This is a genomic window from Brevundimonas bacteroides DSM 4726 (assembly GCF_000701445.1).
Taxonomy (GTDB): domain Bacteria; phylum Pseudomonadota; class Alphaproteobacteria; order Caulobacterales; family Caulobacteraceae; genus Brevundimonas; species Brevundimonas bacteroides.
The window spans coordinates 108,104-131,543 of sequence record NZ_JNIX01000013.1; the positions used below are offsets into that span (position 1 = coordinate 108,104).

26 protein-coding genes are annotated in these 23,440 nt (G+C 67.0%); 13 read left to right on the top strand and 13 right to left on the bottom strand.

What is annotated here, in order from left to right:
* Nucleotides 1-93 precede the first annotated feature (93 nt).
* The 3 genes from Q333_RS0111655 (at nucleotide 94) to Q333_RS17375 (ending at nucleotide 1,135) form a co-directional block, all read left to right on the top strand.
* Nucleotides 94-471, top strand: coding sequence for a glycine zipper domain-containing protein (locus tag Q333_RS0111655; RefSeq protein ID WP_029417142.1), 378 nt, complete (start codon nucleotides 94-96; stop codon nucleotides 469-471).
* A complete protein-coding gene (locus Q333_RS0111660; protein WP_029417143.1) occupies nucleotides 471-869 on the top strand; it encodes a hypothetical protein in 399 nt (132 codons plus the stop codon). The genes Q333_RS0111655 and Q333_RS0111660 overlap by 1 nt, the downstream gene beginning before the upstream one ends.
* 89 nt (nucleotides 870-958) lie before the next feature.
* Entirely contained in the window at nucleotides 959-1,135 is a 177-nt protein-coding gene (locus Q333_RS17375; RefSeq protein WP_029417144.1) for a DUF1328 domain-containing protein, read from the top strand.
* Nucleotides 1,136-1,195: 60 nt separating this feature from the next.
* On the opposite strand, the gene Q333_RS0111670 is transcribed toward Q333_RS17375, so the two are convergent.
* Genes Q333_RS0111670 through Q333_RS0111680 form a run of 3 tightly spaced genes read right to left on the bottom strand, consistent with a single transcriptional unit; the run spans nucleotide 1,196 to nucleotide 3,426 of the window.
* Nucleotides 1,196-2,053 carry a metallophosphoesterase family protein gene (locus Q333_RS0111670; protein WP_029417146.1) on the bottom strand — a complete coding sequence of 286 codons (858 nt, stop codon included), beginning with the start codon at nucleotides 2,051-2,053 and terminating at the stop codon, nucleotides 1,196-1,198.
* Complete coding sequence (locus tag Q333_RS0111675) at nucleotides 2,053-3,012, bottom strand: diacylglycerol/lipid kinase family protein (RefSeq protein ID WP_029417147.1); 960 nt, start codon at nucleotides 3,010-3,012, stop codon at nucleotides 2,053-2,055. The genes Q333_RS0111670 and Q333_RS0111675 overlap by 1 nt, the downstream gene beginning before the upstream one ends.
* Nucleotides 3,013-3,072: 60 nt before the next feature.
* A complete protein-coding gene (locus Q333_RS0111680; protein WP_029417149.1) occupies nucleotides 3,073-3,426 on the bottom strand; it encodes a hypothetical protein in 354 nt (117 codons plus the stop codon).
* 162 nt (nucleotides 3,427-3,588) lie between these two features.
* Here Q333_RS0111680 and Q333_RS0111685 point away from each other — a divergent pair, with 162 nt between their 5' ends.
* The 4 genes from Q333_RS0111685 (at nucleotide 3,589) to Q333_RS0111700 (ending at nucleotide 7,821) form a co-directional block, all read left to right on the top strand.
* Nucleotides 3,589-3,936 carry a YMGG-like glycine zipper-containing protein gene (locus tag Q333_RS0111685; RefSeq protein ID WP_029417150.1) on the top strand — a complete coding sequence of 116 codons (348 nt, stop codon included), beginning with the start codon at nucleotides 3,589-3,591 and terminating at the stop codon, nucleotides 3,934-3,936.
* 176 nt (nucleotides 3,937-4,112) lie between these two features.
* Entirely contained in the window at nucleotides 4,113-6,260 is a 2,148-nt protein-coding gene (locus Q333_RS0111690) for a protein-disulfide reductase DsbD family protein (RefSeq protein WP_245591542.1), read from the top strand.
* Nucleotides 6,261-6,290: 30 nt separating this feature from the next.
* Nucleotides 6,291-6,959, top strand: a complete 669-nt coding sequence (locus tag Q333_RS0111695) for a thioredoxin family protein (RefSeq protein WP_029417154.1) — start codon at nucleotides 6,291-6,293, stop codon at nucleotides 6,957-6,959.
* Nucleotides 6,960-7,272: 313 nt separating this feature from the next.
* Nucleotides 7,273-7,821, top strand: coding sequence for a hypothetical protein (locus Q333_RS0111700; protein WP_157072451.1), 549 nt, complete (start codon nucleotides 7,273-7,275; stop codon nucleotides 7,819-7,821).
* Nucleotides 7,822-7,948: 127 nt separating this feature from the next.
* Here Q333_RS0111700 and Q333_RS0111705 read toward each other — a convergent pair whose 3' ends face one another.
* Nucleotides 7,949-8,401, bottom strand: a complete 453-nt coding sequence (locus tag Q333_RS0111705) for a hypothetical protein (protein WP_029417158.1) — start codon at nucleotides 8,399-8,401, stop codon at nucleotides 7,949-7,951.
* Between the two features lie 88 nt (nucleotides 8,402-8,489).
* On the opposite strand from Q333_RS0111705, the gene pgi reads away from it, so the two are divergent.
* Entirely contained in the window at nucleotides 8,490-10,088 is a 1,599-nt protein-coding gene (gene pgi / locus Q333_RS0111710) for a glucose-6-phosphate isomerase (RefSeq protein ID WP_029417159.1), read from the top strand.
* Between the two features lie 12 nt (nucleotides 10,089-10,100).
* Here pgi and Q333_RS16585 read toward each other — a convergent pair whose 3' ends face one another.
* Nucleotides 10,101-10,730 carry a hypothetical protein gene (locus tag Q333_RS16585; RefSeq protein ID WP_035294297.1) on the bottom strand — a complete coding sequence of 210 codons (630 nt, stop codon included), beginning with the start codon at nucleotides 10,728-10,730 and terminating at the stop codon, nucleotides 10,101-10,103.
* A gap of 263 nt (nucleotides 10,731-10,993) precedes the next feature.
* On the opposite strand from Q333_RS16585, the gene Q333_RS0111725 reads away from it, so the two are divergent.
* A complete protein-coding gene (locus Q333_RS0111725; protein WP_029417161.1) occupies nucleotides 10,994-11,281 on the top strand; it encodes a co-chaperone GroES in 288 nt (95 codons plus the stop codon).
* 55 nt (nucleotides 11,282-11,336) lie between these two features.
* Nucleotides 11,337-12,980 (top strand): chaperonin GroEL, encoded by a 1,644-nt coding sequence (gene groL / locus Q333_RS0111730; protein WP_029417162.1) that lies wholly within the window; start codon nucleotides 11,337-11,339, stop codon nucleotides 12,978-12,980.
* A 133-nt stretch (nucleotides 12,981-13,113) separates the two neighbouring features.
* On the opposite strand, the gene Q333_RS0111735 is transcribed toward groL, so the two are convergent.
* The 5 genes from Q333_RS0111735 to Q333_RS17665 all read right to left on the bottom strand — a co-directional run bounded on the left by Q333_RS0111735 (nucleotide 13,114) and on the right by Q333_RS17665 (nucleotide 16,805).
* Nucleotides 13,114-14,232, bottom strand: coding sequence for a hypothetical protein (locus Q333_RS0111735; protein WP_035294300.1), 1,119 nt, complete (start codon nucleotides 14,230-14,232; stop codon nucleotides 13,114-13,116).
* A gap of 14 nt (nucleotides 14,233-14,246) precedes the next feature.
* The gene (locus Q333_RS0111740; RefSeq protein WP_029417164.1) at nucleotides 14,247-14,543 is read right to left on the bottom strand and encodes a DUF6378 domain-containing protein; all 297 of its coding nucleotides are present in this window, start codon (nucleotides 14,541-14,543) and stop codon (nucleotides 14,247-14,249) included.
* A 61-nt stretch (nucleotides 14,544-14,604) separates the two neighbouring features.
* Complete coding sequence (locus tag Q333_RS0111745) at nucleotides 14,605-15,105, bottom strand: hypothetical protein (protein ID WP_157072452.1); 501 nt, start codon at nucleotides 15,103-15,105, stop codon at nucleotides 14,605-14,607.
* The gene (locus Q333_RS17380) at nucleotides 15,089-16,066 is read right to left on the bottom strand and encodes an ImmA/IrrE family metallo-endopeptidase (protein ID WP_162175589.1); all 978 of its coding nucleotides are present in this window, start codon (nucleotides 16,064-16,066) and stop codon (nucleotides 15,089-15,091) included. Before Q333_RS17380 ends, Q333_RS0111745 begins: the two co-directional genes overlap by 17 nt.
* Before the next feature lie 160 nt (nucleotides 16,067-16,226).
* Nucleotides 16,227-16,805, bottom strand: a complete 579-nt coding sequence (locus tag Q333_RS17665) for a hypothetical protein (RefSeq protein WP_029417167.1) — start codon at nucleotides 16,803-16,805, stop codon at nucleotides 16,227-16,229.
* A 209-nt stretch (nucleotides 16,806-17,014) separates the two neighbouring features.
* Between Q333_RS17665 and Q333_RS0111760 the strand changes: the two genes are divergently transcribed.
* The 3 genes from Q333_RS0111760 to Q333_RS17740 all read left to right on the top strand — a co-directional run bounded on the left by Q333_RS0111760 (nucleotide 17,015) and on the right by Q333_RS17740 (nucleotide 19,611).
* A complete protein-coding gene (locus Q333_RS0111760; protein WP_029417169.1) occupies nucleotides 17,015-17,245 on the top strand; it encodes a hypothetical protein in 231 nt (76 codons plus the stop codon).
* A gap of 357 nt (nucleotides 17,246-17,602) precedes the next feature.
* A complete protein-coding gene (locus tag Q333_RS0111765; RefSeq protein ID WP_029417170.1) occupies nucleotides 17,603-18,136 on the top strand; it encodes a hypothetical protein in 534 nt (177 codons plus the stop codon).
* Nucleotides 18,133-19,611, top strand: coding sequence for a terminase large subunit domain-containing protein (locus Q333_RS17740; protein WP_051651286.1), 1,479 nt, complete (start codon nucleotides 18,133-18,135; stop codon nucleotides 19,609-19,611). Before Q333_RS0111765 ends, Q333_RS17740 begins: the two co-directional genes overlap by 4 nt.
* Nucleotides 19,612-19,656: 45 nt before the next feature.
* Here the strand turns inward: Q333_RS17740 and Q333_RS0111775 are convergent, their stop codons facing one another.
* From Q333_RS0111775 to Q333_RS0111785, 3 genes are read right to left on the bottom strand one after another with little or no spacing between them, the layout of a single operon-like run.
* Nucleotides 19,657-20,661: an ABC transporter ATP-binding protein gene (locus Q333_RS0111775; protein ID WP_029417174.1), complete on the bottom strand. Its 1,005-nt coding sequence runs from the start codon at nucleotides 20,659-20,661 to the stop codon at nucleotides 19,657-19,659.
* Entirely contained in the window at nucleotides 20,654-22,252 is a 1,599-nt protein-coding gene (locus Q333_RS0111780; protein WP_051651287.1) for an ABC transporter permease, read from the bottom strand. The genes Q333_RS0111775 and Q333_RS0111780 overlap by 8 nt, the downstream gene beginning before the upstream one ends.
* Nucleotides 22,243-23,289 (bottom strand): Fe(3+) ABC transporter substrate-binding protein, encoded by a 1,047-nt coding sequence (locus tag Q333_RS0111785; protein ID WP_029417178.1) that lies wholly within the window; start codon nucleotides 23,287-23,289, stop codon nucleotides 22,243-22,245. Before Q333_RS0111785 ends, Q333_RS0111780 begins: the two co-directional genes overlap by 10 nt.
* Nucleotides 23,290-23,440 lie beyond the last annotated feature (151 nt).

The following is a 23,440-nucleotide window of genomic DNA, read 5'->3' on the forward strand; positions in this document are numbered from 1 at the left end:
ATGCCGCATTGCAGCGGAACAAGCGGCGGGGTGTGGCGTTCAGCGGACGAGGCCTCTATTTACGGCAAAGCTGACAAACACGGAGCGCGCATCATGGCGACCAGCAAGGCTCGGGAAGACATCAAGAACGACCTGAATACCCTCAAGGAGGACCTGAAGGTCGGCGCTCGCGAGGAGGCCGCCCGCCTGAAGGCCAAGGCCGCCCAGGCCGAAGCCCGCCTGCGCGAGAAGGCCGCCGAGGCCGACGCCCGCATCCGCGAGCGCACCGAGGTCCTGCGCGAACAGGCCCGCGACTACTACGACCAGGCCCGCGTGCGCAGCCGCGAGTACTACGACGACGCCGCCGAGCGGTTCGATGAGGCCCAGCGCTACGTCACCGAACGGGTGCAGGAGCGTCCGATCCAGTCGACCGCCATCGCGCTGGGCGTCGGCGTCGTGCTCGGCCTGCTCCTCGCCGGTCGCCGTCGCTGATGATCGGCAAGAGCGTCGTTCGTAAACTGTCGGCGGCCTTCGTGGTCGCCGGCTGCGCCTTTGTCGCGGTGGTGGCGCTGGGGGCGACCGTCTACTATGCCCTGGCTCTGGTTCTGCCGCCACTGGGCGCCGCCGCCGTCACCGCCGGTCTGTTCGCCCTGATCGCAATCGTCGTCGCCGTCGCCTTCCTCGGGGCCGCGGGGGGTCTGGCGGATGAGCCGGAGGAAGAGCCCGAGGGTCTCGGCGCACGCGCCTACACACTGTTCCGGCAGCGCCCCATTCTGGGCACCGTGGCGGCGCTCGCAGGCGGCTACATCTTCCTGCGCAACCCGGCGCTGGCCACCATGGTCGCCGCGGCCTTCACAGAAAAGTCCCAGAGTCGGCGGCGCCGATACTGAGGGAACCTCCCACCAGGCATCACGTTTGAAGACCAGTGGCATCGAAAATGGTGTCGCTGGTTTTTCTTTTGGGTCCAAGGAGGGGCGCCATGCTTCGCTGGGCGATAATTTTTCTGATTGTCGCGCTTGTCGCCGCCGTTCTCGGCTTCGGTGGCATCGCCAACTTCTCGTTCGAGATTGCCAAGTTCGTGGCGATCATCGCGCTTGTCCTGTTCATCATCTCACTGGTGGCGAACGGCATGCGGGGGCGAGGCGGTCGCGTCTAGCGCGATCGACCGATCCAACGATCAGGAGGCCGCAGCGGTGACGCTGCGGCCTTTCCCGTTTCAGACCGCAGCTGCTTCGCGGGCCCCCGGCTGGGCCGGGTCTGGCGCGGACTCGCGGTGACGGGTGTCTTGCCGACGCGGCAATCGCCAAGTTTCCGCCGGCGCAAAGCCCGAGCCGTCCCAGGCGATCACCGTCACAACGATATCGCTCGCCGACCACTCGATCTGGTTGAAGCTAGGCGCAGCGCCCCGCTCGCGATGTGAAAGCGTTCCACAGCCGATGGCGTAGGAACACCGGTCCGTCAGGTCGATCGGCAGGGCGAACGGGACATGCACGTGGCCCGTCGTGATGAGGTCCACGCCCGCCTCGGCGAAGATGGCGGCCGCTGCGTCGCCTCGTTTCACGTCCCCGGTCATCGGCGCGCCGATCATCTCGATCAGGGGATGGTGGCAGGCAAGAATTCTCAGCGCGCCCACCGGCGATCGACGCAGGGCCTCGGCCGCGCGCCGCGTCTGGTCCAGATCGATGACGCCTTTCGACCAGTTCGGCCGCGCCTGCCAGCCCCGCGCTGTGACGACGCCGCGCACCATGACGGTGTTCGACACGAACTCTCCGTCGTGCGCCGGATACCCGGTCGCCGTTTCGAACGCGCGCCAAGGGTGAAACAGCCGGGCCGACAGGCTGTAGTAGGGGACGTCGTGATTGCCGACGATGACGAAGCGCGGCTCCGGCATCGCGCGGATCCAGTCTGCGGCGGCGGCGAACTCGTCGGGCAGGCCCTTCTGGGTGATGTCGCCGGTGATCAGGATGAGGTCCGACGGCGTCGCATGCGCGTATTCCAGCGCGGCCGCGCAGGCGCGCCTGTGCTCCACGCCGAAGTGGACGTCGGAGAACTGCAGCAGCCGACCGGCACCCATCAGACGCTGTCTTCCGCCGCAGGGGGGCGGGGTGCCAAAGCTCGGAAGGCCTTGGGAATGAAGCGGATTGTCGTGTCCGGCGGCAGCAGCATCGGTTCTCCGTCCAGTACGGCCGGGATACGCGATCTGGCGCGGATACGGATCCGGCGGGCGGGCTGCGTCGCAACGGACGGGTCCTGCCTCCAGTCGCTGAACACGGCGGTCGCCGCCAGGCGGAAGGCCTCGGCGGCGTCGTTGGGGTTCATGGCCGCCGCCTCCAGCCCCACGGGCTCTTCCATCGCCTTGGAGATCATTGGGCTGATGAGGGCCAGCGCTTCGGTCCGGCGCATCCGGCCGCCATCCAGCTCGACGCGGATCTTGCCGGAGAAGGCCCGCTTCAGGGCCCGGCGCGCATAGGTCCAGGCCAGGCTGATCTTGCCGGTCCGCATGGCTTCGCGGGCCGGTGCCCAAAGGGCGGGGGAGCCAAAGATGGCGGCGCAGTAGAAACTCTCTCCGAGCACGACGCCGCCCGACACACACTGCGCCGATCCCTCCTCCAGAGCCCCTCGTAGGGCCGCCTTCCAGTCCGCCGTTCCGTAGAGCGCCTTGGGCAGCATGTTCATGGTGCCGCCCGGCAGGGGCGCGATCAGTGGGCCGTCAGGGCCGACCTTTGACGCGACGGCGCGTGCGGTGCCGTCTCCGGCCAGAACGAACAGAACGTCGGGTTTCTGGGCGAGGGCCGCATCGACCTGATCGTTCAGGGTGGCACCGATGAGTTCGATGACCTCGAACGCGCAGCCGTACTCTGTCAGAATGGCTTCTGCCTCCCGCACTGCCGCGGGGCCCGTCGAGCCCGACAGCGGGTTCACGAGCACGACGACCGAGCGGATCGGCACGTACGACGTCAGGACGCGGGGGTCCTGCGTGACGGAGGCATCCACGTCGGGAGTGTCCGGAGTGGCCTGACGGTCAGCGGGCATGAGGTTGTCGATCACTCCCGCCGAACGCGCTGGTCAAGGGCGTGTTCCGAACAAGCGTGACTATTGCTTGGTCAATTCCTCGGCCGTGGTCGCCGCGCCGGCTTCCAGGGCATCGCCGGTCTTTTCAGCGGCATCTCCGGCCGTCTCGGCCGCCGCCTCGGCGGCTTCGGGGGCCTGACCGGCCAGTTCGCGCGCGGCATTGACGCCTGCCGTGATCCAGCCGTCCATCAGAGCGCCGCCCTCGGCCAGCGACCGCTCCTTGATCCCAAGGACAGCGGTCAGCACGCCAAACAGCGCCAGCAGCGTCACGAGAAGCCCGACGAAGCCACCGGCCCCCGCGCCGCGCCGCTTCTTGCGCGCCCAGACCGGGCTGGAGTGGCCGTCGGAATCGCGAACCGGTTCAGGAAAACGCATAAGCAAACCCCCTGGAGAACTGACACTGGGTCGAGCCGACGCCCCTCGCGTGGCCGCTAGCGCAGTCTATGTCATCGTTAACAGTGAGCATAGGCGTGGAACCTGGGCTATAATCCAGCGTTCTCGCTTGCGGGGCGAACATCAGGGATGAAGGATAGACCCATGAAGAAGGCGATTATCGCGATCGGGGCTGCCGGCCTCATGGCCACGGCCTGCGCCAGCGACCCTTATGGCTATGGCGGCACCAATGAAACGGTCCGCCAGGGCGCCATCGGCGCCGGTATCGGTGCCGTCGCCGGGGCCATCATCGGCAACAATGTCGGCTCGGGCAACGCCGGAACCGGTGCAGCTATCGGTGCAGTCGTCGGCGGCGCGGCAGGAGCCATCCGCGGCTCCAATCAGGATCGCGCCAATCAGCAGCGCTACCGCGACAACCGCGGTAACTACTACTACTGCTACGACAACCGTCAGGACGAGTGCTACTGGGAAAACGGCCAGCGCCGCTACTAAGGCACTGTTCAGATTGAGTTTTCCGGGCGGCTTGTCGAGAGGCGAGCCGCCCATTTCGCTTTGTTCGCCGTAACCATCGCTCATGGTGGGCGAAGACGGCGCGGCGACCCGTCGCCGTGGCGTATCCCGCTGTCGGAGGCTAGACAGATCGCTCGCCGACCGGAGAGCCGACGCCCGTGCGCCTGATTGCCCTTCTTCTGCTGTGGATCGGACTGGCGGGGGCCGCCGTCGCGCAGCCCATGCCCAGCGCCGCACCGGGCAGCGTCGCGGCGGGGCCGAAGAGCACCGTGCGCATCAAGGCCGAGCTGGTGTCGATGAGCCAATGGGCGACGCCCGGCGGCACGGCTATCGTCGCCATCCGCCAGCAGATCGAGCCCGGCTGGCACACCTATTGGCGCAACCCCGGGGATTCCGGCGGGCCGACGACCCTGACCTGGACCCTGCCGGGCGGCGTCGTGGCCGGCGACATCCTGTGGCCCGTGCCGGAGCGCCAGCGGCTCGCCGACCTGATGAACTACGGCTATTCGGGTCAGGTCTTCCTGCCGGTGCCGATCGAGATTCCGGCGGATGCCCGGGCGGGGACCACTCTGCCGCTGATCGTCCGCGCCCTGTTTCTGGTGTGCAGCGACGAGATGTGCGTGCCCGACGAGCTGACGCTGCGGCTCGATCTGCCTGTCCGCGACGGCGCAGCGCCGCTCGATACCCGGTGGGGCCAGGACATCCAGACCGTGGTCGAAACGGCGCCGCGCCCGGCCGGGATCGCGGCGCGGGCGACTCTGGCAGGTCAGACCCTGACGCTGACGGCGACGGGCGGTCCGCTGGCGGGGATGGAGAGCGACCGGGCGTGGTTGTTTCCGTTTGGCACCAGTGTGATCCAGCATGCGGCGCCCCAGCCCGGAGAGCGGGGCCCGGAGGGAGTGACCCTGAACCTGCAGATTGGTGGGGCGCTGCGGACGGGCGGGCTGACCGATCCGATCGGTGGCGTACTGGTCACCGACGCAGGGGCCTGGGAAATCATGGCGGAGCCCGGCCCGCCCCTGCCGGGCGCGGGCGGCGAAGGCGCGCTGGACCTGTCGGAGGCGACGTCCGGCGCGGCGGGCGTCGACTGGCTGGTTTTCGGCCAGGCGGCGGTGTTCGCCCTGCTCGGCGGACTGATCCTGAACCTGATGCCCTGCGTCTTCCCGGTGCTGGCCATGAAGGCGGCGTCGCTGGCCAAGTCGGCCCATGCTCCGGCCGAGGCGCGGCGCGACGGCGTCCTGTTCACAGCCGGGGTGCTGGTCAGCTTCCTGATCCTGGCCGGCGTTCTGCTGGGTTTGCGGGCGGCGGGCGAGGCCGTCGGCTGGGGCTTCCAGCTGCAGTCGCCGTTGGTCACGGCGATCCTGGCCCTGCTGATGCAGGCGGTGGCGCTGAACCTGTCAGGCGTCTTCCACGTCGGCGCGGGCTTGCAGGCGGCGGCCGGTTCGGGGCCGCTGTCGAGACTGCCGGGCGGCGTCGGCGCCTTCTTCACGGGCGTGCTGGCGGTGGTGGTGGCGGCGCCCTGCACAGCGCCCTTCATGGCGTTCGCGCTGGGAGCGGCGCTGGTGATGCCTGCGCCTCTGGCCCTCATCGTTTTCCTGATGCTCGGGCTGGGTCTGGCCTTGCCTTATCTCTTCGTCAGCCTGTCGCCCCGGCTGCTCGCCCGACTGCCGCAGCCCGGCGCCTGGATGGAGCGGCTGAAGGGCGTCCTGGCCTTTCCGATGTACGGCGCCGCCCTCTGGCTGGGGTGGGTGTTTCTGAACCAGACCGGGGCCGACGCTCTGGGCCTGCTGTTCGGAGCGGCGCTGGCGCTGGCGCTGGCCGCCTGGCTGTTCGGCCAGGCCCAGGCCTCGGGCGGGCGGATCGCGGCGGGGGTGGCTCTCCTCTCGCTGCTGGCGGTCGCGGGCCTGTCGTTCGCCGCCGTGCGCGCGCCGCGGGTGGAGGCCTTAGCCGCGGCGACCAGCGCCGCCCTGCCGTCCCAGCCGTGGTCGGAGGCGGCGGTGACGGCCGCGACCGCCGAGGGCCGGACGGTGCTCGTCAACTTCACCGCCGACTGGTGCGTGACGTGCAAGATCAACGAACGCGCTGCCCTGTCCTCGCCGCAAGTGGCCGAGGCGCTGACCGAGGCGAACGCGGTCTATCTTGTCGGCGACTGGACGTCTCGCGACGACGCCATCACCCGCGAGCTGGAGCGCCGCGAACGATCCGGTGTGCCTCTGTACATGGTCTTCCGGCCCGGTCAGGCCGAGCCGGAGATCCTGCCCCAGCTTCTGACCGAGGGCGTCGTCATCGACGCGCTCGCCGGATAGGCCCACCCCCGACCTGAAAGGAGACGACGCATGAAGACCCTTCGCATCCTCGCTCCCGCGCTGGCGGCGCTCGCTCTGGCCGCCTGCCAGCAGGCCGAGGCCCCCGCCGCCGAAACGGCCGCGACGCCCGCCAGCGCCACCGAAGCCGACACGGCCCAGACGGGGCTGGCCCCCGCCTTCACCCTGACGGACGCGGAAGGGGTTCAGCGGTCGCTCGCCGACTTCCGCGGCAAGACGGTCGTGATCGAATGGACCAACGAGGGTTGCCCCTACGTCCAGAAGCACTATTCGACCGGGGCCATGCAGGCGCTCCAGCGCGAGGCGACCGCCGACGGCGTCGTCTGGCTGACCATCGTCTCCTCGGCTCCGGGCAAGCAGGGCTATGTCACGGGCGACGCCGCCCGCGCCTATCGCGACACCCATTCGGCCGCCTTCACCCATCTGCTGCTCGACCCAACCGGCGAAGTGGGCAAGCTCTATGGCGCGGTGACCACGCCGGACATGCGGGTGATCGACCCCGAGGGCCGCATCGTCTTCGAGGGCGGCATCGACGACCGTCCGACCAACAAGGTCGAGGATCTGGAAGGGGCGAACAACTTCGTCCGCGCCGCGCTTGATGATCTGGAAGCCGGACGGCCGGTGCGCACGGCGTTCGCCACGCCCTACGGCTGCTCGATCAAGTATCCTGAGGAGGCTTAGACTGCTCTGAACCGCCGGTATGGACTGCTGCGCTAGGTAGTTGATGGAGAGCAGCGGAACTTCAATGTTGCCGCTCGATGTCGGGCGAAGTGGCTGCGTCTTCTGCTCAGGAGGGAAGCTGTCCCGCGAGCACCTTTGGGCTAAGTGGATCCATGACCTCATTCCAAGGCGAAGCGGCGGCTACAACATTACTAAGGTCGACCGGTTCGGTGGTCAGCCTGTAATCAGCGATCAGATTACTAGACAAGGGGCGGCAACATCGTCTCGCCTTAGGGTGGTTTGCCAGAGCTGTAACAATGGCTGGATGTCGGCCATGGAGCAGGAAGTCAGGCCACTTCTGAGCCGCTTGATCCTTGGGACGGACACGACACTGACGTGTGCGAACCAAGAACTCCTGGCGCGCTATCTGACCATGAAGCTCATGGTGTGGGACCAAGAGCCGCGGGCTCAGCCCGTAATCAGTAAAGAAGAAAGGGCCGCTTTCTACACGAGCCGCGAAACGCCAAAGAACCTTTCGATTTGGGCGCTAGCTATGGACGATCCAAACTGGCGAACCGCGATCTATAGCAATGCCTTTGAGGCTACCAAGTCGTTGGAAACCCGGACCGGCATCCGAAACGTAAAGCTGACCATATGGGGGCTCGGTCGCCTTGCTGTCCTCGCCCTTTATGTCCGAGACATCGATATTGGGGTCCTCGCCGTGGACCCACTTGGTGCGGTGAAAATCCTCCCAAACCAAGGCCAAGATCGACTATGGCCGCCGATCAGACCAGTGGCGGGACCTGATTTGGATGCGCTTGCGGCCGCTCTCCGAACCAGGATGACTGGGCCAGACACAATCGACATGACGCATTTTGCCTGATCCGGACCGCTACCTGCTGGCTTGCCCGCGTGTGCCAAGCGACGCTGAGCTTCACCTTAGTCAGGGAGTTCGGATTTCACGTTAAGGCACCCACTCTCCATACGAAATGAGCCTAGCCTAGCCGGAGCTATGCCTCCGGCTGCGGCGGAGAGGTGATGACCTCGACGTTGTCGTTCAGCAGATAGGTCAGCTCCGACAGGGCGAGCGCCCGGGCCTCGGGACTGGCCGCCTGTTCGACGGCGTCGAGCTTGATCGGAATGTCCTCGGCGATGCCGCGCAGGATGCACTTCAGGTCGCCGTCCGTGCCCCGTTCGGCCAGAATCAGGTGGGCCTGCATGTCGAGACCGGCGAGCTCGCCTGCCTGGGCGCGGAAGTCGGTCCAGCCCGCCGGAGCGGCCTCGGGGGCGAAGCCCTGGGACAGGGCCTTCAGCGCCGAGGCGCGGGCCACGATGTCGGCGAACAGGGGCTCGGACGCGACCGAGACCGGGGCGCCGGCGACCGCCGCAGGCTCGGCGGCGGCGAGCGCGACGTTGGGATCGGACAGCAGCAGGGCGGCGGCGAGGGCGATGCCACAGGTCATGGCGGGCTCCGTTTCGCGAATCGGCGATTGAACCGGTCTACGCCCCGACCGTAAACGAGACCTTGCCCTGCCCGATCCGGAAGACCCCATGACCGATGCCGCCTGGACCGCCTTCGACGCCGCCGCCGACCGGGACCGCGAGGCCAAGATCCTGGATCAGTTCGCGGCCGATCCGGACCGTCTGTCGCGGATGACGCTGGAGGCGGCGGGCCTGTGGCTGGACCTGTCGAAACAGAGCTGGACGCGGGAAGCCTTCGACGCCTGTCTGGAGCTCGCTCGCGCGTCAGGCGTGGAGGCGGCGCGAGCGCGGCTGTTCGGGGGCGAGGCCGTCAATGACACCGAGGGCCGGGCGGTTCTGCACCCCGCGCTGAGGGCGGCGGACGGAGCGGAGTTCCGGGCTCTGGGCGAACCCGTGTCGGCCGAGGTGGCCGAGGTCCGCGGCGCCATGGCCGAGTATGCGACCGCCGTGCGCGAAGGCCTTGAGACCGGGGCGACGGGCAAGGCCTTCAAGGCCATCGTCCACGTCGGCATCGGCGGGTCGGACCTGGGGCCGCGCCTGGCGTGGGACGCGCTGCGGCCGCTGGACCCGGCGATCGATGTGCGCTTCGTCGCCAACATCGACCCGCGCGACATGGCCGAGGCCCTGACCGGGCTCGATCCGGAGACAACGCTGGTGATCGTCGTGTCCAAGACCTTCACGACGCAGGAGACGCTGGCCAATGCCGAGCGGGCCAAGGCCTGGCTGGCCAAGGCCCTGCCCGAGGCCGGACGCGAGAAGCACTTCATCGGAGTGACGGCGGCGCCGGACCGGGCGCAGGCCTTCGGCTGCGGACGGACCTTCGCCTTCCGCGACTGGGTCGGCGGGCGATACTCCCTGTGGTCGGCGGTCAGCCTGTCCTGCGTCATCGGCCTGGGGCCGGAGGTGTTCGGACGGATGCTGGACGGCGCGCGGGCGATGGACGCGCACTTCCTAAACGCGCCGCTGGAGAGGAACGCGCCGGTCCTGATGGGGCTGGCCCAGGTCTGGAACGTCGACGGGCTGAAGCGGCGGGCGCGCAGCGTCGCCCCCTATGCCCACGGGCTCCGCCGCCTGCCCGCCTTCCTGCAGCAGCTGGAAATGGAATCGAACGGCAAGCGGGTCAGGCGGGACGGCTCGCCCGCGACGCGCGGGACCTGTCCGGTCGTGTTCGGCGAGCCCGGCACCAACGGCCAGCACGCTTTCTTCCAGCAGATCCACCAGGGTCCGGAGGTCGTGCCCGCCGAATTCGTGGTCGTGCGCCGGACGCACGGCGACGCGGCGGAGGCGCCGCTGTGGGCCAATGCCCTGGCGCATGGGCAGGCGCTGATGCAGGGCAAGACGACCGAGGCGGCGCGCGCCGAGCTGTCGGGCCTCGACCCCGCCGAGGCCGACCGGCTGGCGGCGCACAAGACGTTTCCGGGCGACCGGCCCTCGACCACCATCGTGCTGGAGGCCCTGACGCCCGAGGCGGTGGGCGCCCTGATCGCCCTCTATGAGCACAAGACCTTCGTCGAGGGCGTGATCTGGGACATCAACAGCTTCGACCAGTGGGGCGTCGAACTGGGCAAGGTGCTGGCCCAGGCGATCCTGAGGGATGTCGAGGCCGGAGGGCCGTCGGACGGACTGGATCCGTCGACGGCCGATCTGCTGACCCGCCTCATGGACTGAGGCGGGCCGGCCTCAGTAGTTGCGCCAGCGGCGGTCGTCGCGACGGTCATCCCGGCGGTCACGGTGGTCGTCCCGGCGGTTCGAGCGCCAATCGCGGCGGTCGTCCCGGCGATCGCGCCGATCGTCACGCAGAATGCCGCGTTCATAGCGATCGTAGCCGTCGCGGCTGTTGATGCCGTTCTCGCGTTCCCAGTGGCCCCGGTTCCGCCAGCAGCGGCCGTCCCGATAGTAGTCGCAGTCGCTGCGATAGGAGCCGTGGCTGTTGTAGCCGTAGGACGGGTAAGACGAACCGTATCCATAGCCATACGATGGGTAGGCCGAGCCGTAGCTGTATCCGTAAGACCCGCCGTAGCCGCGATAGCCGCGACGGTCGTCGTCCGAAGACGCGACCCCAAGCGCGGCCCCGGCAAGCGCCCCGGTCGCCACCGCCCGTCCGTCGCCCTCGCCGATGATGGCCCCGGCGATACCGCCTACGACCGCGCCGAGGATGGCGTTCTCGGCCGCGTCGTCGTCGTCATCGTGCCGATCGTAATGGCGACGGTCATGGCGGCTCTGCGCCTCGGCGGGCGCGGCCACGGCGGCCAGACCAGAGGACAGGACAAGGGCGGCGGCCCCGGCGACGAACAGACGGCTGATCTTCATGATGCCCCTCCATGCCTTCTCAGCGACGTTGGCTCACCCTTGAGCGAACAGCGACTGACGAAACCGGTTTGCGCCTCAAAACCTGAACGGGCGCGTCAGGATTCCGTTCATCTGGCGTTCATCGGCCGGGTTCGGGCCTTGACGCGACAAGCGCCTGGACCTATCTGCACCGCGCGTTAGCACTCGACGGTCACGGCTGCTAATCCGTGCCGCAGGGCGGCTGACTAAAGACCTTTATTTCGAGCTCATCGGAGAACTCACAGATGGCGTTTCGTCCTCTCGGCGACCGCGTGCTGGTCAAGCGCGTGGAAGAAGAATCCAAGACCAAGGGCGGGATCATCATCCCCGACACCGCCAAGGAAAAGCCCCAGGAAGGCGAAGTGATCTCGGTCGGCCCCGGCCTGCGCGACGAGACCGGCAAGGTCAACGCGCTGGAGCTGAAGGCCGGCGACCGCATCCTGTTCGGCAAGTGGTCGGGCACTGAGGTCAAGCTGGAAGGCGAAGACCTGATAATCATGAAGGAGTCAGATGTGCTGGGCGTGCTTGCTTAAGCACCGGCGCTGACGACTTTCTCTTTACTCTAACATTCTAGACAGGAGCTGCCGGATGGCCGCCAAGATCGTGAATTTCAACACCGACGCGCGCGACAAGATGCTGCGCGGCGTCAACGTGCTCGCCAACGCCGTGAAGGTGACGCTGGGGCCCAAGGGCCGCAACGTCGTCATCCAGAAGTCCTTCGGCGCCCCGCGCTCGACCAAGGACGGCGTCTCGGTCGCCAAGGAAATCGAGCTGGAAGACGCCTTCGAGAACATGGGCGCCCAGATGATCCGCGAAGTCGCGTCCAAGACGAACGACAAGGCGGGTGACGGCACCACCACCGCGACGGTCCTGGCCCAGTCGATCGTCCAGGAAGGCCTGAAGGCCGTGGCCGCCGGCATGAACCCGATGGACCTGAAGCGCGGCATCGACAAGGCCGTGACCGCGGTCCTGGAAGAAGTGAAGTCCAACGCCAAGAAGGTCTCGGCCAACTCCGAGATCGCCCAGGTCGGCACCATCTCGGCCAACGGCGACAAGGAAGTCGGCGACATGATCGCCCAGGCCATGGAAAAGGTCGGCAACGAAGGCGTCATCACCGTCGAAGAGGCCAAGACCGCCGAGACCGAGCTGGACGTCGTCGAGGGCATGCAGTTCGACCGCGGCTACCTGTCGCCCTACTTCATCACCAACGCCGACAAGATGGAGGCCCAGCTCGAGGAGCCTCTGATCCTGCTGTTCGAAAAGAAGCTGTCGTCGCTGCAGGCCATGCTGCCGATCCTGGAAGCCGTGGTCCAGTCGGGTCGCCCGCTGCTGATCATCGCCGAGGACATCGAGGGCGAGGCGCTCGCCACCCTGGTGGTCAACAAGCTGCGCGGCGGACTGCGCGTCGCCGCCGTCAAGGCTCCGGGCTTCGGCGATCGCCGCAAGGCCATGCTGGAGGACATCGCCGTCCTGACCGGCGGCCAGGTCATCTCCGAGGACCTGGGCATCAAGCTCGAGAACGTCACGCTGGACATGCTCGGCAAGGCCAAGAAGGTCACCATCACCAAGGACGACACCACCATCGTGGACGGCGTCGGTGAGAAGGACGCGATCGAGGCCCGCATCTCCCAGATCAAGAAGCAGATCGAGGACACCACCTCGGACTACGACAAGGAGAAGCTGCAGGAGCGTCTGGCCAAGCTGGCCGGCGGCGTCGCGGTCATCCGCGTCGGCGGCTCGACCGAGGTCGAGGTCAAGGAGAAGAAGGACCGCGTCGACGACGCCCTGAACGCCACCCGCGCGGCGGTTGAGGAAGGCATCGTCCCCGGCGGCGGCATCGCCCTGCTGAAGGCGACCAAGGCGCTGGAAGGCCTGACCGGCGACAACGCCGACCAGACCGCCGGCATCGCCATCATCCGCCGCGCCATCCAGGCGCCGATCCGCCAGATCTCGGAGAACGCCGGGGTCGAGGGCTCGATCGTCGTCGGCAAGGTGCTGGAGAACCCCTCGGCCACCTACGGCTTCAACGCCCAGACCGAAGAGTACGGCGACCTGGTCGCCATGGGCGTGATCGACCCGGCCAAGGTCGTCCGCACCGCCCTTCAGGACGCGGCCTCGGTCGCCGGCATCCTGATCACGACGGAAGCCGCCGTCGCCGACGCCCCCAAGAAGTCGGCCCCGGCCGGCGGCGCTCCGGGCGGCATGGGCGGCATGGGCGACATGGACTTCTAAGCACGTCGAGGCGCACACAGCGCGCCTCGGGAAGTCTTGTCATCCCGGCCTCCGAGCCGGGACAGAGAGGGCGGGTCCGGCGACGGGCCCGCCCTTTTTCGTTGCTGTGAACTAAAGCAGGGCTTTGCGAGATTTAGACAATCGCGCGTCGGATCATCATCTGTAGAAGCTCTTCGCGCACAAGGACTCTGCCATCAACGATCACTTCGCCGAATGTATCGTCGATTATCCGTTCAGTGCCGTTGTGCACGTGAACATGAATTCCGTACTCTTGAGGGCGGGCGGCGGTCCAGACGATAGCGGGCGTAGACGCCCAGACCCGGTAGTTGCAGCCCTTGAAATCATCCAGGTTCAAGCCCCTATCCGGCATTACGCAGGTCAGGTGCGTGGCGGAGCGATCATGCAAAGGTTTCAACGGCGTAGAGATGATCGGACCCTTGCTCCAAGTGCTATCTCGTCCGCAGTTTGCGCAGAAATGTTTTCGGTGTGGTGTTTTTCCAAAGTCACCGAGATCGAGATGAGGCTGACCACAGTGCGAACAGTCGATGCACCCCAGCTCTTTGTGAGATTCTAGTGCGCACACGAACTCGAAGGCTGCCGGGGGGGTAATATCTACGCGGTTCGTGTCACCGCTGGTGAGGAAGCCGCGTCGGCTCGTGTAGGTCGCGGAGATCGCAGGGAAGTCCCGGTCGATAAGCTTCATGGCACCGTGCGCATCACGCACATGGACATGTATCTGAGGCGGACGCGGCTTGATCTCCTGCGTAGAAAGCGCTGCCGGCAGCGAACACCAAACGCCGACCTCTGCGTGAGCATCAAGGTTCACAGAGAACGGGCCAACAAGATAGTTCATTGGTTCGGCGTGACCAACGCATCGGAGCAGGCCTGACGTCTGCAGGGCAGCGATGTCAGCCTTGGTGCCCCAATGATTTTGGTGCGTGCGACACCACCAGCGATCCACTCCGTGCCGGAACTTTCCAGCATAAACAAAATCGCACGGCACATTCACCTTATCTCCGTGCTTCGCCGCGAGCTGGTTGAGAAGACGTGGTGATCGAATTTCGACGTTGCCGAGCGTTCGCCCTTGAGCCCAGCAGATCGCAACCTCTTCGTTGGCAACACTCTCGTTCGAGTATGATAACGGTTCTTCTTCACCGAGCAGATGGCTTTCGCCCTCCATCTCCGAGTTAGCTGCGACCCACCAGAGTTCAATGACCCCAGATCCAGGGTTCAACCTACGTTGGATGGTCATCTACCTCTCCACGCCTAGTCCGAAGCGCGGTCGTTCAGAACCATTACGCCACAGCGTGCGTAGCCAGCGACGTCGACCCATGAATCTAGATGGTCGGGGGTTTGAACCAATCTGACGACCTTCGTCACGATCATCCCGAGGATTTCGCGGATCTGAGGATCTTTGCATTCGTCAATGATCGTTCGCATGGTCGAAATTCGTCGATAAGTATCCTCGGGCTCGCCATAGACATCACGCCGGTCAAGCGTGACCGTCGCGTATGCGGCGTCAAACTCGGCGAGGAGGCTATTCGGAGGGTTGCTACTTTTCATTGTGGCTCCTTACAGCCGCGTCGCTGGTTTCTGGGCGGGCAGAGGGTCGGATAGGCCGCCATCACACTTGGTCGCCCATGCAGAAAAAATCAGTCTCTAAGGGCGGCAGAAATCCGCCACTGTCGCGCATCTGAACATAGCCAGCGAAGGCGTCGGTGCACTTAAGCAGAGAAGCCTCTACGGCAAGCTTGAGCAACCGTAGGCTTCCCATCACACGTGGTGCGCCGAGGAGACCCGAAGCCAGTGTTCGCGCCGCACGGTCGTCGGTACAGAACGAACTGTTGGTTGCTTCGCAGACCGCAATGGATTCAAGTTCTCCATCGCCGATGTCGTGCTGGTTCACTAGGTCAAGAAACCGGTCCGGGGATATCTCTTCATCAGGCACGAACTGAATCCGACCGGCCGCCTGAAGCTCCATTACTTCTGCTACGCAGTCGAGGCCACACTCGGACACGACAATAGGAGACATTGTGATCTCGATTTCGGGTAAATCACAAACAACCGCGAGCATCCCGCAGTTGTACAAGTTGATCACAGCGCAAGCATCAATGAGAAGACGCACGACGAACGTCCATCGATGCGTGTGACGCGTATATGCTCTCGATAGAAGTATTGAGGCGGTCAGCAATCCATGATGGCGATGTCACGCCACTCTCGACGCTGGCGTGCACGTATCTCATTAAGATCGGAGATACCGCATCAAAATGCACGGTTGGTCGAGGCGGGAGATTTAGGGCGTCAGCCCGTTTCTCCGGGTTTCCGAAGTTCTTTCGAAGATAATCCGCGAGCGAAGCGGCTCCCCCAGGAGGAAGGAGGTCAAGATCTTCGCATCGTCTTGCAGCGACGTCGAAACTTACTCCATGAAGTCGCGCAAGTATAAGTATCTCCACATCGCCTATAGCATCACCCGTCGCGCCAATTACGCGTCGGATTTCGTGTAGAGTTCCTCCAACAGCTTGTGCAGGCAGCAAAAACGCCGATGAAAACGCATCCGCGAAGCCCTCAGCCCGGTTCTTATAGCTGCCTATGCTGCTGGCGAGATCCAGGTGCGCAGACTGTAGCGAGTGATGGGCTACGACGTGGCCAAGCTCGTGGCCCAACGTGAATAACATTCGCGCAGGGAAGCGCGGTGACACGAATACAAAAAGATAGCCTCCAGCCGCAACTGAAGCTCCCTCGTACTTCGAGTTTTTGAGCTGGCTAACGATCAGCCCCTCGAGAGCCAAAAGCCGCTGCGGAAGGTCAATGGCCGGGCTATCAGGCTCCCCCGGATAAATCACATCGCGAAACTGAGATGCGAGTCGCTGTGCCTCCGCGTAGGATTCTTGACCTCTCAAGGCGAACTCGTTGAGCCAGTGAGGTAGGTCCTGCCTTTCGGGGAGAACTTTTAGAGCGGCATCCACGAAGCCAGCCAAGCGATCCAGCGTCGGCTCACGCTCCGAGTCAGACACGCCAGGCGCTCGGAAACGTGCCGCGAGTTCTTGGCTGGTGGAAGGTGATCCAGCCGCCGCAAAGGCACGCATGGATAACTTCAGGCCGCGAGAGAGCGCGCGCAACTCTGACGCAGTAACCGGAGTTCCGTTGAGAATCGCCTCGACCCGTTCAGGGGCCAAGCGAGTTCGCGCTGCAATCTCGTGTGATTGCAGTGAGAGAGCTCGAAGGGTGGCGGCGACGTTAGCCATTCTATGCGGGTTGAGCCTTGATCCCGCGCAGCCAGTCCAGCGTTTTTTCGACTTGCGCGTCATCGAGCCTCGCCCATCGGCCCATGATGTCAATGACGCGGTTGGCACGAGGCCGCTCTAAAATCGATGAAAGGCGCTCCAAGGTTTCGCTCCGCCCCCGCGCCACTTCTGCTTCGGTCTCCAGCGCCACCGGATTGATGCCGACAAGGTAGTTTTCCACCCGGGAAGCAAAATTTTTCGCGGAGTGCGTGTCCAGCGGGTGCTTTTGCCCGTCTGCGCCTACCAACACATTACCTTGGAGTCTGCCTTCATTGTCCCGTCGAAGCCGGTTCTCGGGAAACCGATCATAGGCAGCAAGAGCGCTGATCTTCTCGGACACCTGAAATCCTCCCACGACGTACTGCTGCACGCCCTTTGTGGTGCCGCTGATCACAAAGACGTGGTCGCCTGGCAGCACAAGACGTCTGATATTGGGCATACAGCCCCCAAGTGTCGGGGGGCTTCTGAACATCGGATCGTTCAAGTTCCTATTCTTGGCCGGATCAGCGTTGGGGCTGCTGATGTAGATATAGCCCTTCATGAGCCTGCCTCCCTTGTGGTTGTAGCCAGGCTAGCGACACTCTCTTTAGAAGAAAAGCATTGTTCTAACGCCGCTCGATGATCGGTACGACGCGTCTTCCGACAAGCTTACTTCTTCGGGGCGCACGAACAAAACAAGAACAATTGACTCGCCTTGCGCCCCCTCTGCGGCCTAGATCGGCTCCGGGTCGGCGTTGTGGAGGATGCGAGATGACGGAGGAGACGGCGGCCCGGTTGCGGGAGGTTCTGGCCGGGATCGATCTGGGGCGAGCCGACGGAAAGATCGGCATCGGGGTGATGCTGGCCGAGATCGAGCGGGTCGCGCCCCAGGCGATCCTGCAGAGCGCCGCGCGGGTGCAGCTGAGGGCGCTGGGGGTCTCGGTCGCGGGGGCCTCGGCCGCCGGGACGGACGGCGCCTGTGCGACGGCGTGTTCGCGATAAATCTGAGTTATCCAAACTCGCGCCGAAAACCTGAAGGCTTTCAACGGCCGGTGGGAACAAGGCGCGCTGAACGCGCCCGCATTGGGGGATCGCCTATCCTGAGGCGATGGATACGAAACCTCTGAACCGCAGGCCGCATTGGCGGCACAGCCCGGGTGACCGGGCATGGGATGGCATGCCTCGGCGGGCGGGACCCGCGCCGGGTGGGGGATTTGGCGGTCAATGCAGCCCATGGGCGGCGCGGGTGGCGGAATCGTCGACTGCAAATCCGGGTCTGCACAGACTGCCGATACCGCAGATACCGCAGGGTGGCGTCCGGGGCGCCGCCCGGGGCGGGACGGCTCCGGGGCGGCGGCCATGAGCGGCCGGGGCGCGCGAGGACCGCGCGAGCGCGGATATGCGGTGACCTCGGACCGGACGTGGACGCGCATCCGCATCGAGTACACGGCCGGCGCCTCGGCCGCCTGGCTGTCGGCGCGCTATGGCCCGGCCGAGCGCACCATCGCCGCGCGCGCCAAGAAGGGCCGCTGGCGCAAGATCGACGTGGCGCGGGCGCGCGACGCCGAGGAGGAGGCGCGTGAGGCGGCCAGGGGTGAACCGGGGGGCGAACTGGGGGGCGAGCCGGGGGCTGGGGCCCTGGCCCATCAGGGGATCGATGAGGGAGCCGACGACGGGGCGGCGCTGGGCCTGGACGAGGCTGTGCGGCTGTCACAGGCGCAGGCCGTGGCGGCGCTGCGTCGGGGCGATGCCCGGGCGGCGCAGGATTTCCTGAAGCTGGCGCGGATGCTGGCGGGGGCGGCCGATGAGGAGGGGACGGGGTATCGGCCCTCGCTGCAGGACGAGGCGGCGCTGGCGTTCGTGCTGGAGAAGCTGGAGGCGGAGGGGGAATGAAGGAGGAAGGCTCGCGGGCCGATCGCATGCGATCGGCTGTGCGCCCCCGCCGGGGGAGGGAGAGGGTCGCGCGGGCGGCTTGGAAGAGGGCGGCGCATGAGGGGCAGACGGCGCCCGACGGGGACTGGCGGACCTGGGTGTTCCTGGGCGGGCGCGGGGCGGGGAAGACGCGGGCGGGGGCGGAGTGGGTGTCGGAGGTGGCCGCCAGGCTGGGGGCCGGGGGGCGGATCGCCCTGGTGGGGGCGACGATGCACGATGTGCGCGCCGTCATGCTGGAGGGGCCGAGCGGTCTGATGAACCTGCCGTTCCGGACGGCGCCCCGGCTGGAGGCGTCCAGGCGGCGGGTGGTGTTTCCGGGCGGGGCGGTGGGGGTGATGCTGTCGGCCGCCGAGCCGGAACGCCTGCGGGGGCCGCAGTTCCACGCGGCCTGGGGGGATGAGTTCTGCGCCTGGGAGAGGCCGGAGGAGGCGCTGGCGATGCTGAGGCTCGGCCTTCGGCTTGGGCATCCTGGTGGCGCTATCGCTCGGGACGCGGTCCCTCGCTGCTTGAGCGCAGATGGTGACGCTATCGCTCGGCTCGCGGAGCCTCGCTGCTTGAGCGCGGACGCGGCCGCCCCCTCCACCGCTGCGCGGTCCCCCTCCCCCATGAAGGGGGAGGAGAGGTGGCGGCCCCGGCTTCTCCTTACGACCACGCCGAAGCCTGTGAAGGCGCTGAGGGGGGTGCTGGCGGAAGGGTCGTGCGCGCGGACGCATGCGCCGACGCGGGCCAATGCGGCGAACCTGGCGGAGGGGTTCGTCGAGGACATGCTGGACCTGTACGGCGGGACGCGGCGGGCGGCGCAGGAGCTGGAGGGCGTGGTGCTGGAGGCGGCCGGCGCCCTGTTCGGCCATGCGGATATGGAGCGGGCAAGGGCGCTGGGGCGGAGCTGGAGGCTGGGGGGCGAGCGGGCGCCCTATGAGCGGGCGGTGGTGGCGGTGGATCCACCGGCGGGGACCCTGTCGGGCGAGGGCGGGGACGCCTGCGGCATCGTGGTGGTGGCGCGGGCGGCGGGCACGGCCTGGGTGCTGGAGGACGCGAGCGTGGCGGGGCTGTCGCCCATGGGCTGGGCCGGGCGGGTGAAGCGGACGGCGGACCGGTGGGCGGCCGCGCTGGACTGTCCGGTGCGGGTCGTGGCCGAGGCCAACCAGGGCGGGGCCATGGTGGAGGCGGTGCTGAAGGCCGCAGGGCTCACGCAGACCGTGCGGCGGGTGGCGGCGACGGCTGGCAAGCGGGCGCGGGCCGAGCCGGTGGCGGCGCTGTACGAACAGGGGCGCGTCGGCCACCTGGGCGACCTGACGGCGCTGGAGGAGGAGCTGATGGGGCTGGGCGAGGACGGCGGGGGCGCGAGCCCGGACCGGGCCGACGCCCTGGTGTGGGCGGTGACGGACCTGATGCTGACGCGGACGGGGGACGGGCCGCGCGTCTCGTGGGTCTAGGGCGCGGGCGGGTCGTGGGGCTGGCGATCCAGCCTTCAGGGTCGCTCAGCCCGGCAGGACACGGACGGCGCCGGGTTCGGCGACCAGGTGGACCTGTCCCTGGGTCGGGCCGGACACGCGGACGCGCAGGGGGCCGGCTGTCGTCTCTACCGTCGCGATCCAGCAGTCCCCGGCGAAGGCGCAGCCCGCCACATGACCCGCCAGTCCGGCCTGCGCCAGATGCAGCCGCTCGGGCCTGACCGCGATCTGGACCGGTCCTTCCTGGGCCGATGCTACCCGTCCGAACGGCGTCTCCACGGCGCCGCCCTCAGCCTGGCCCGGCAGCAGGTTGACCGGCCCCAGGAGGCGCGCGGCGGTCGCGGTGATCGGGTGATCATAGACCGCCTGGGGCGTATCCATCTGGATCAGCCGCCCGCCCTCGAGGATGGCCAGCGCGTCCACCATGCCCATGGCTTCCTGGGCGTCATGGGTGACGATGACGGCGCTGGCGCCGCTGTCGCGCAGCAGACGGGCCACATCGTCGCGAACCGACTGGCGCAGGTGGGCGTCGAGCGCGGAGAAGGGCTCGTCAAACAGAACGACCCGGGGCTCGGGCGCGAGGGCGCGGGCCAGGGCGACACGCTGCTGCTCACCGCCCGAAAGGGCGTGGGGGTGTCGATGCGCCAGGTCCGCCAACCCCACGCGATCCAGCCAGGCGAGCGCCCGGGCGCGACGGTCCGAGGTCGCCCCCTTCAGGCCAAAGGCGACATTCTGCAGCGCCGTCATGTGCGGAAACAGCGCCAGATCCTGAAACACCAGGGCGACGCCGCGCTGTTCGACGGGCATCCAGAGGCCCGGCCCGGCGACCGGCCGGCCCGCGATCGACAGGGTTCCCGCGTCCGGCGCCTCAAGGCCCGCGATCAGGCGAAGCAGCGTCGTCTTGCCTCCGCCCGACGGCCCTAGAAGCGCAAGGATGCGACCCTCGGCAAGGCTCAGGGAGACATCATCGACCGCCGCCCGGTCGCCGAAGCGTCGGGTGATCCGGTCGAGCGTGATCGCAGGCTCAGCCACGGACGGCCCCGATCCGGCCGGTCAGCCACCAGGTGGCAGGCAGGGTGAGAAGGACGATCACCAGGACGGGCCAGCCGGCGTTCGCCAGTCGCTCGTCGCGTGCGTAGTTGTCAGCCATCACCGCCAGGGTGTCGAAGTTGAACGGCCTGAGGATCAGGGTCGCCGGGAGTTCCTTGAGGATATCGACGAAGACGATCAAGGCGGCCGTCAGCGCCGGTCCTACGATCATGGGCAGCTGAACGCTCCAGGCGGTCGCGACCTCGTTGCGGCCGAGCAGCCGCGCGGCCTCGCCCATGGTCGGGGTGATCCGCGCCAGACCGGCCTCCAGGGGCTCGACCGCAGCCGCCATGAGCCGGGCCGCATAGGCAAACACCAGAAGTCCCAGAGCAGCCAGGGTCGACCCCGCAAAGCCGCTCCACACTGCCGCAGCCGGGACCAGCAGCCCGATGGCCATGACCGCACCCGGGGTGGCGTAGCCCAGACTGGCCAGCCTCGCGGTGACCGGGATGCGTGGTGCGCCCAGCGCGATGGCGGCAGCGAGAACCAGGGTGGCGGCCGCGCCGGCCAGGCCAAGGCCGAAGCTGTTTCGTGCCGCGCCAGCGATCCGCCCGATCTCCGGGGCGACATCGAGTGCCGAAACCGTCAACCAGCCGAGAGGGATCACGAGCCCCAACAGGATGATGAGGCCGCAGAAGGCTGTGGCAAGGCTCGCGGCCGGGCCCTTCAGTTGCACGAGAGCGATCCGGCGTCCCTGGGACCTCGCGCTCTCGGCGTAGCGTCCTGCCCGGTTCTGGCGCTCCAGCCACAGAAGGACGGCGGCGAGCGCAAGCAGGGGCAGGGCGAGACGGGCCGCCGTCTCGACCGAACCAAGCACGAACCAGGCACGGACGACGCCCGTCGTCAGGGTCTGGACGCCGAGGAACTGGACTGCGCCATAGTCGGCCAGGGTCTCCATCGCCGCGAGCGCGGCCCCCGCCGCGATGGCCGGGCGGGCGAGGGGCAGGCCGACCCGCATCGCCAGACCCACGGGCGAGGCGCCGAGCAGACGTGCGGCCTCGATCGTGCGCGCAGCCGGCGCGGTAAGTGCGGAACGGACGGTCAGATAGACATAGGGATAGAAGGCCAGCGTCAGGATCAGTCCAGCGCCCCAGAGAGTTCGGATGGAGCCCGACCAGCCCAGCCCGGCATCCCGGAGCCAAAGGCGGAATGGGCCGCCGACGTCCAGAAGGTCGGCGTAGCCATAGGCCAGGGCGAAAGCCGGCAAGGCCAAGGGCATGGCCAGCATCCATGTAAAGAGGTCGCGACCGGGGAAGCGGTAAAGGCTGACCAGCCAGGCGGCGGCGCTGCCCAGGATCGACACCGAGGGCAGGACGAGCGCCAGCAGGCCCAGCGACGTCAGGCCGTATCGGACGAGGTCGGATGGTGCAAAGCGGGCATCGGTCGAGCCAAGTGCGGCAGCAATCACCCCGATCAGGGGAACGAGCGCAATCAGCGCCGCTGCCAGCGCCAGGACATGCAGAAGCGAAGGCGGCCGCCTCTTGCGAGAGCGGCCGCCGGACGAGGACTCAAGAGAGGTAGCGGTCAGCGCCAACCGGCCGCAGACATCATGGCCAGGGCCTCGGCCTGCCGTGGGCCATAGGCCGAAACGGGCATGGGGTGGGCCTGGAAGTCCGCATAGGCGTCGACGGGAGCCGGCGCCGGAACGTTCGGGCTGGCGGGATACTCATTGTTGTGCTGGCTCACCAGGGTCTGGGCCTCGGCTGAGGCGAGGTACTCCAGGAGCCGGATGGCGTTGGCGCGATTGGGGGCGTTGGCCGCGACGCCGCCGCCCGAGATGTTGACGTGAGCGCCCTGTCCATCCAGCGAGGGAAAGGCCAGCTTGACCCGCGTGGTGATCTCGCGGTCCGCCGCATCATCACCGCTGGCGAGGCGGATATAGTAGTAGCTATTCGTCAGGGCGATCTGGCAGACCCCGGCCCCGACGGCCCGGATCTGGTCGCGATCGCCGCCCTCTGGCGGGCGGGCCATGTTGGCAACGACGCCCTCGACCCACTGACGCGCACGATCCGGACCCCAAGCCTCGATCAGGGCGCCGACCAGGGAGAGGTTGTAGACGCTGTCGGCGGAGCGGACGCAAAGTTGCCCTCGGAACCGCGGCGAGGCGATCTCTTCGTAGGTGTCGATCTCGGCGGGCTGAACCCGGGCCTGATCATAGGCAACGATGCGCGCGCGACGGCTGAAGCCGAACCAGCGTCCCTCGGGGTCGCGCAGATTGGCCGGAATGGCGGCATTCAGCGTCTCGGACTGTACGGGTTGGAGCAGCCCCGCGTTCTGAACGCGCCACAGGGCCCCTGCGTCGGCAGTAACGAAGACGTCCGCAGGACTGGCGTCGCCCTCGGCCTGCATGCGCGCGAGAAGCTGGTCGGCGTTGCCTTCGATGCGATTGACGCGGATGCCCGTCTGTTCTGTGAACCGCTCATAGAGCATCAGATCGCTGTCATAATGACGAGCCGTATAGAGATTGACGACGCCGCCTTCCTCAGCCGCGTTCGTGTCTCCACTTTGGCCGCAGGCGGACAGGACGAGGGCAGCGGCGATTGCGGCGAACACTGGAAGGCGGTGCGTCATGTCTTAGGGGGCCAGATTTCTAGTTGCGATAGGTTCGCATTAGCAGCGTGGCGGCCGAACCGCAACCATGATGTGAAACCTGCGATCTGTGACTCTTTGTTCATGTCCGGCTCCGGAGATTGCGTCGCCGTAATCGGTGGATAAGGTTCCG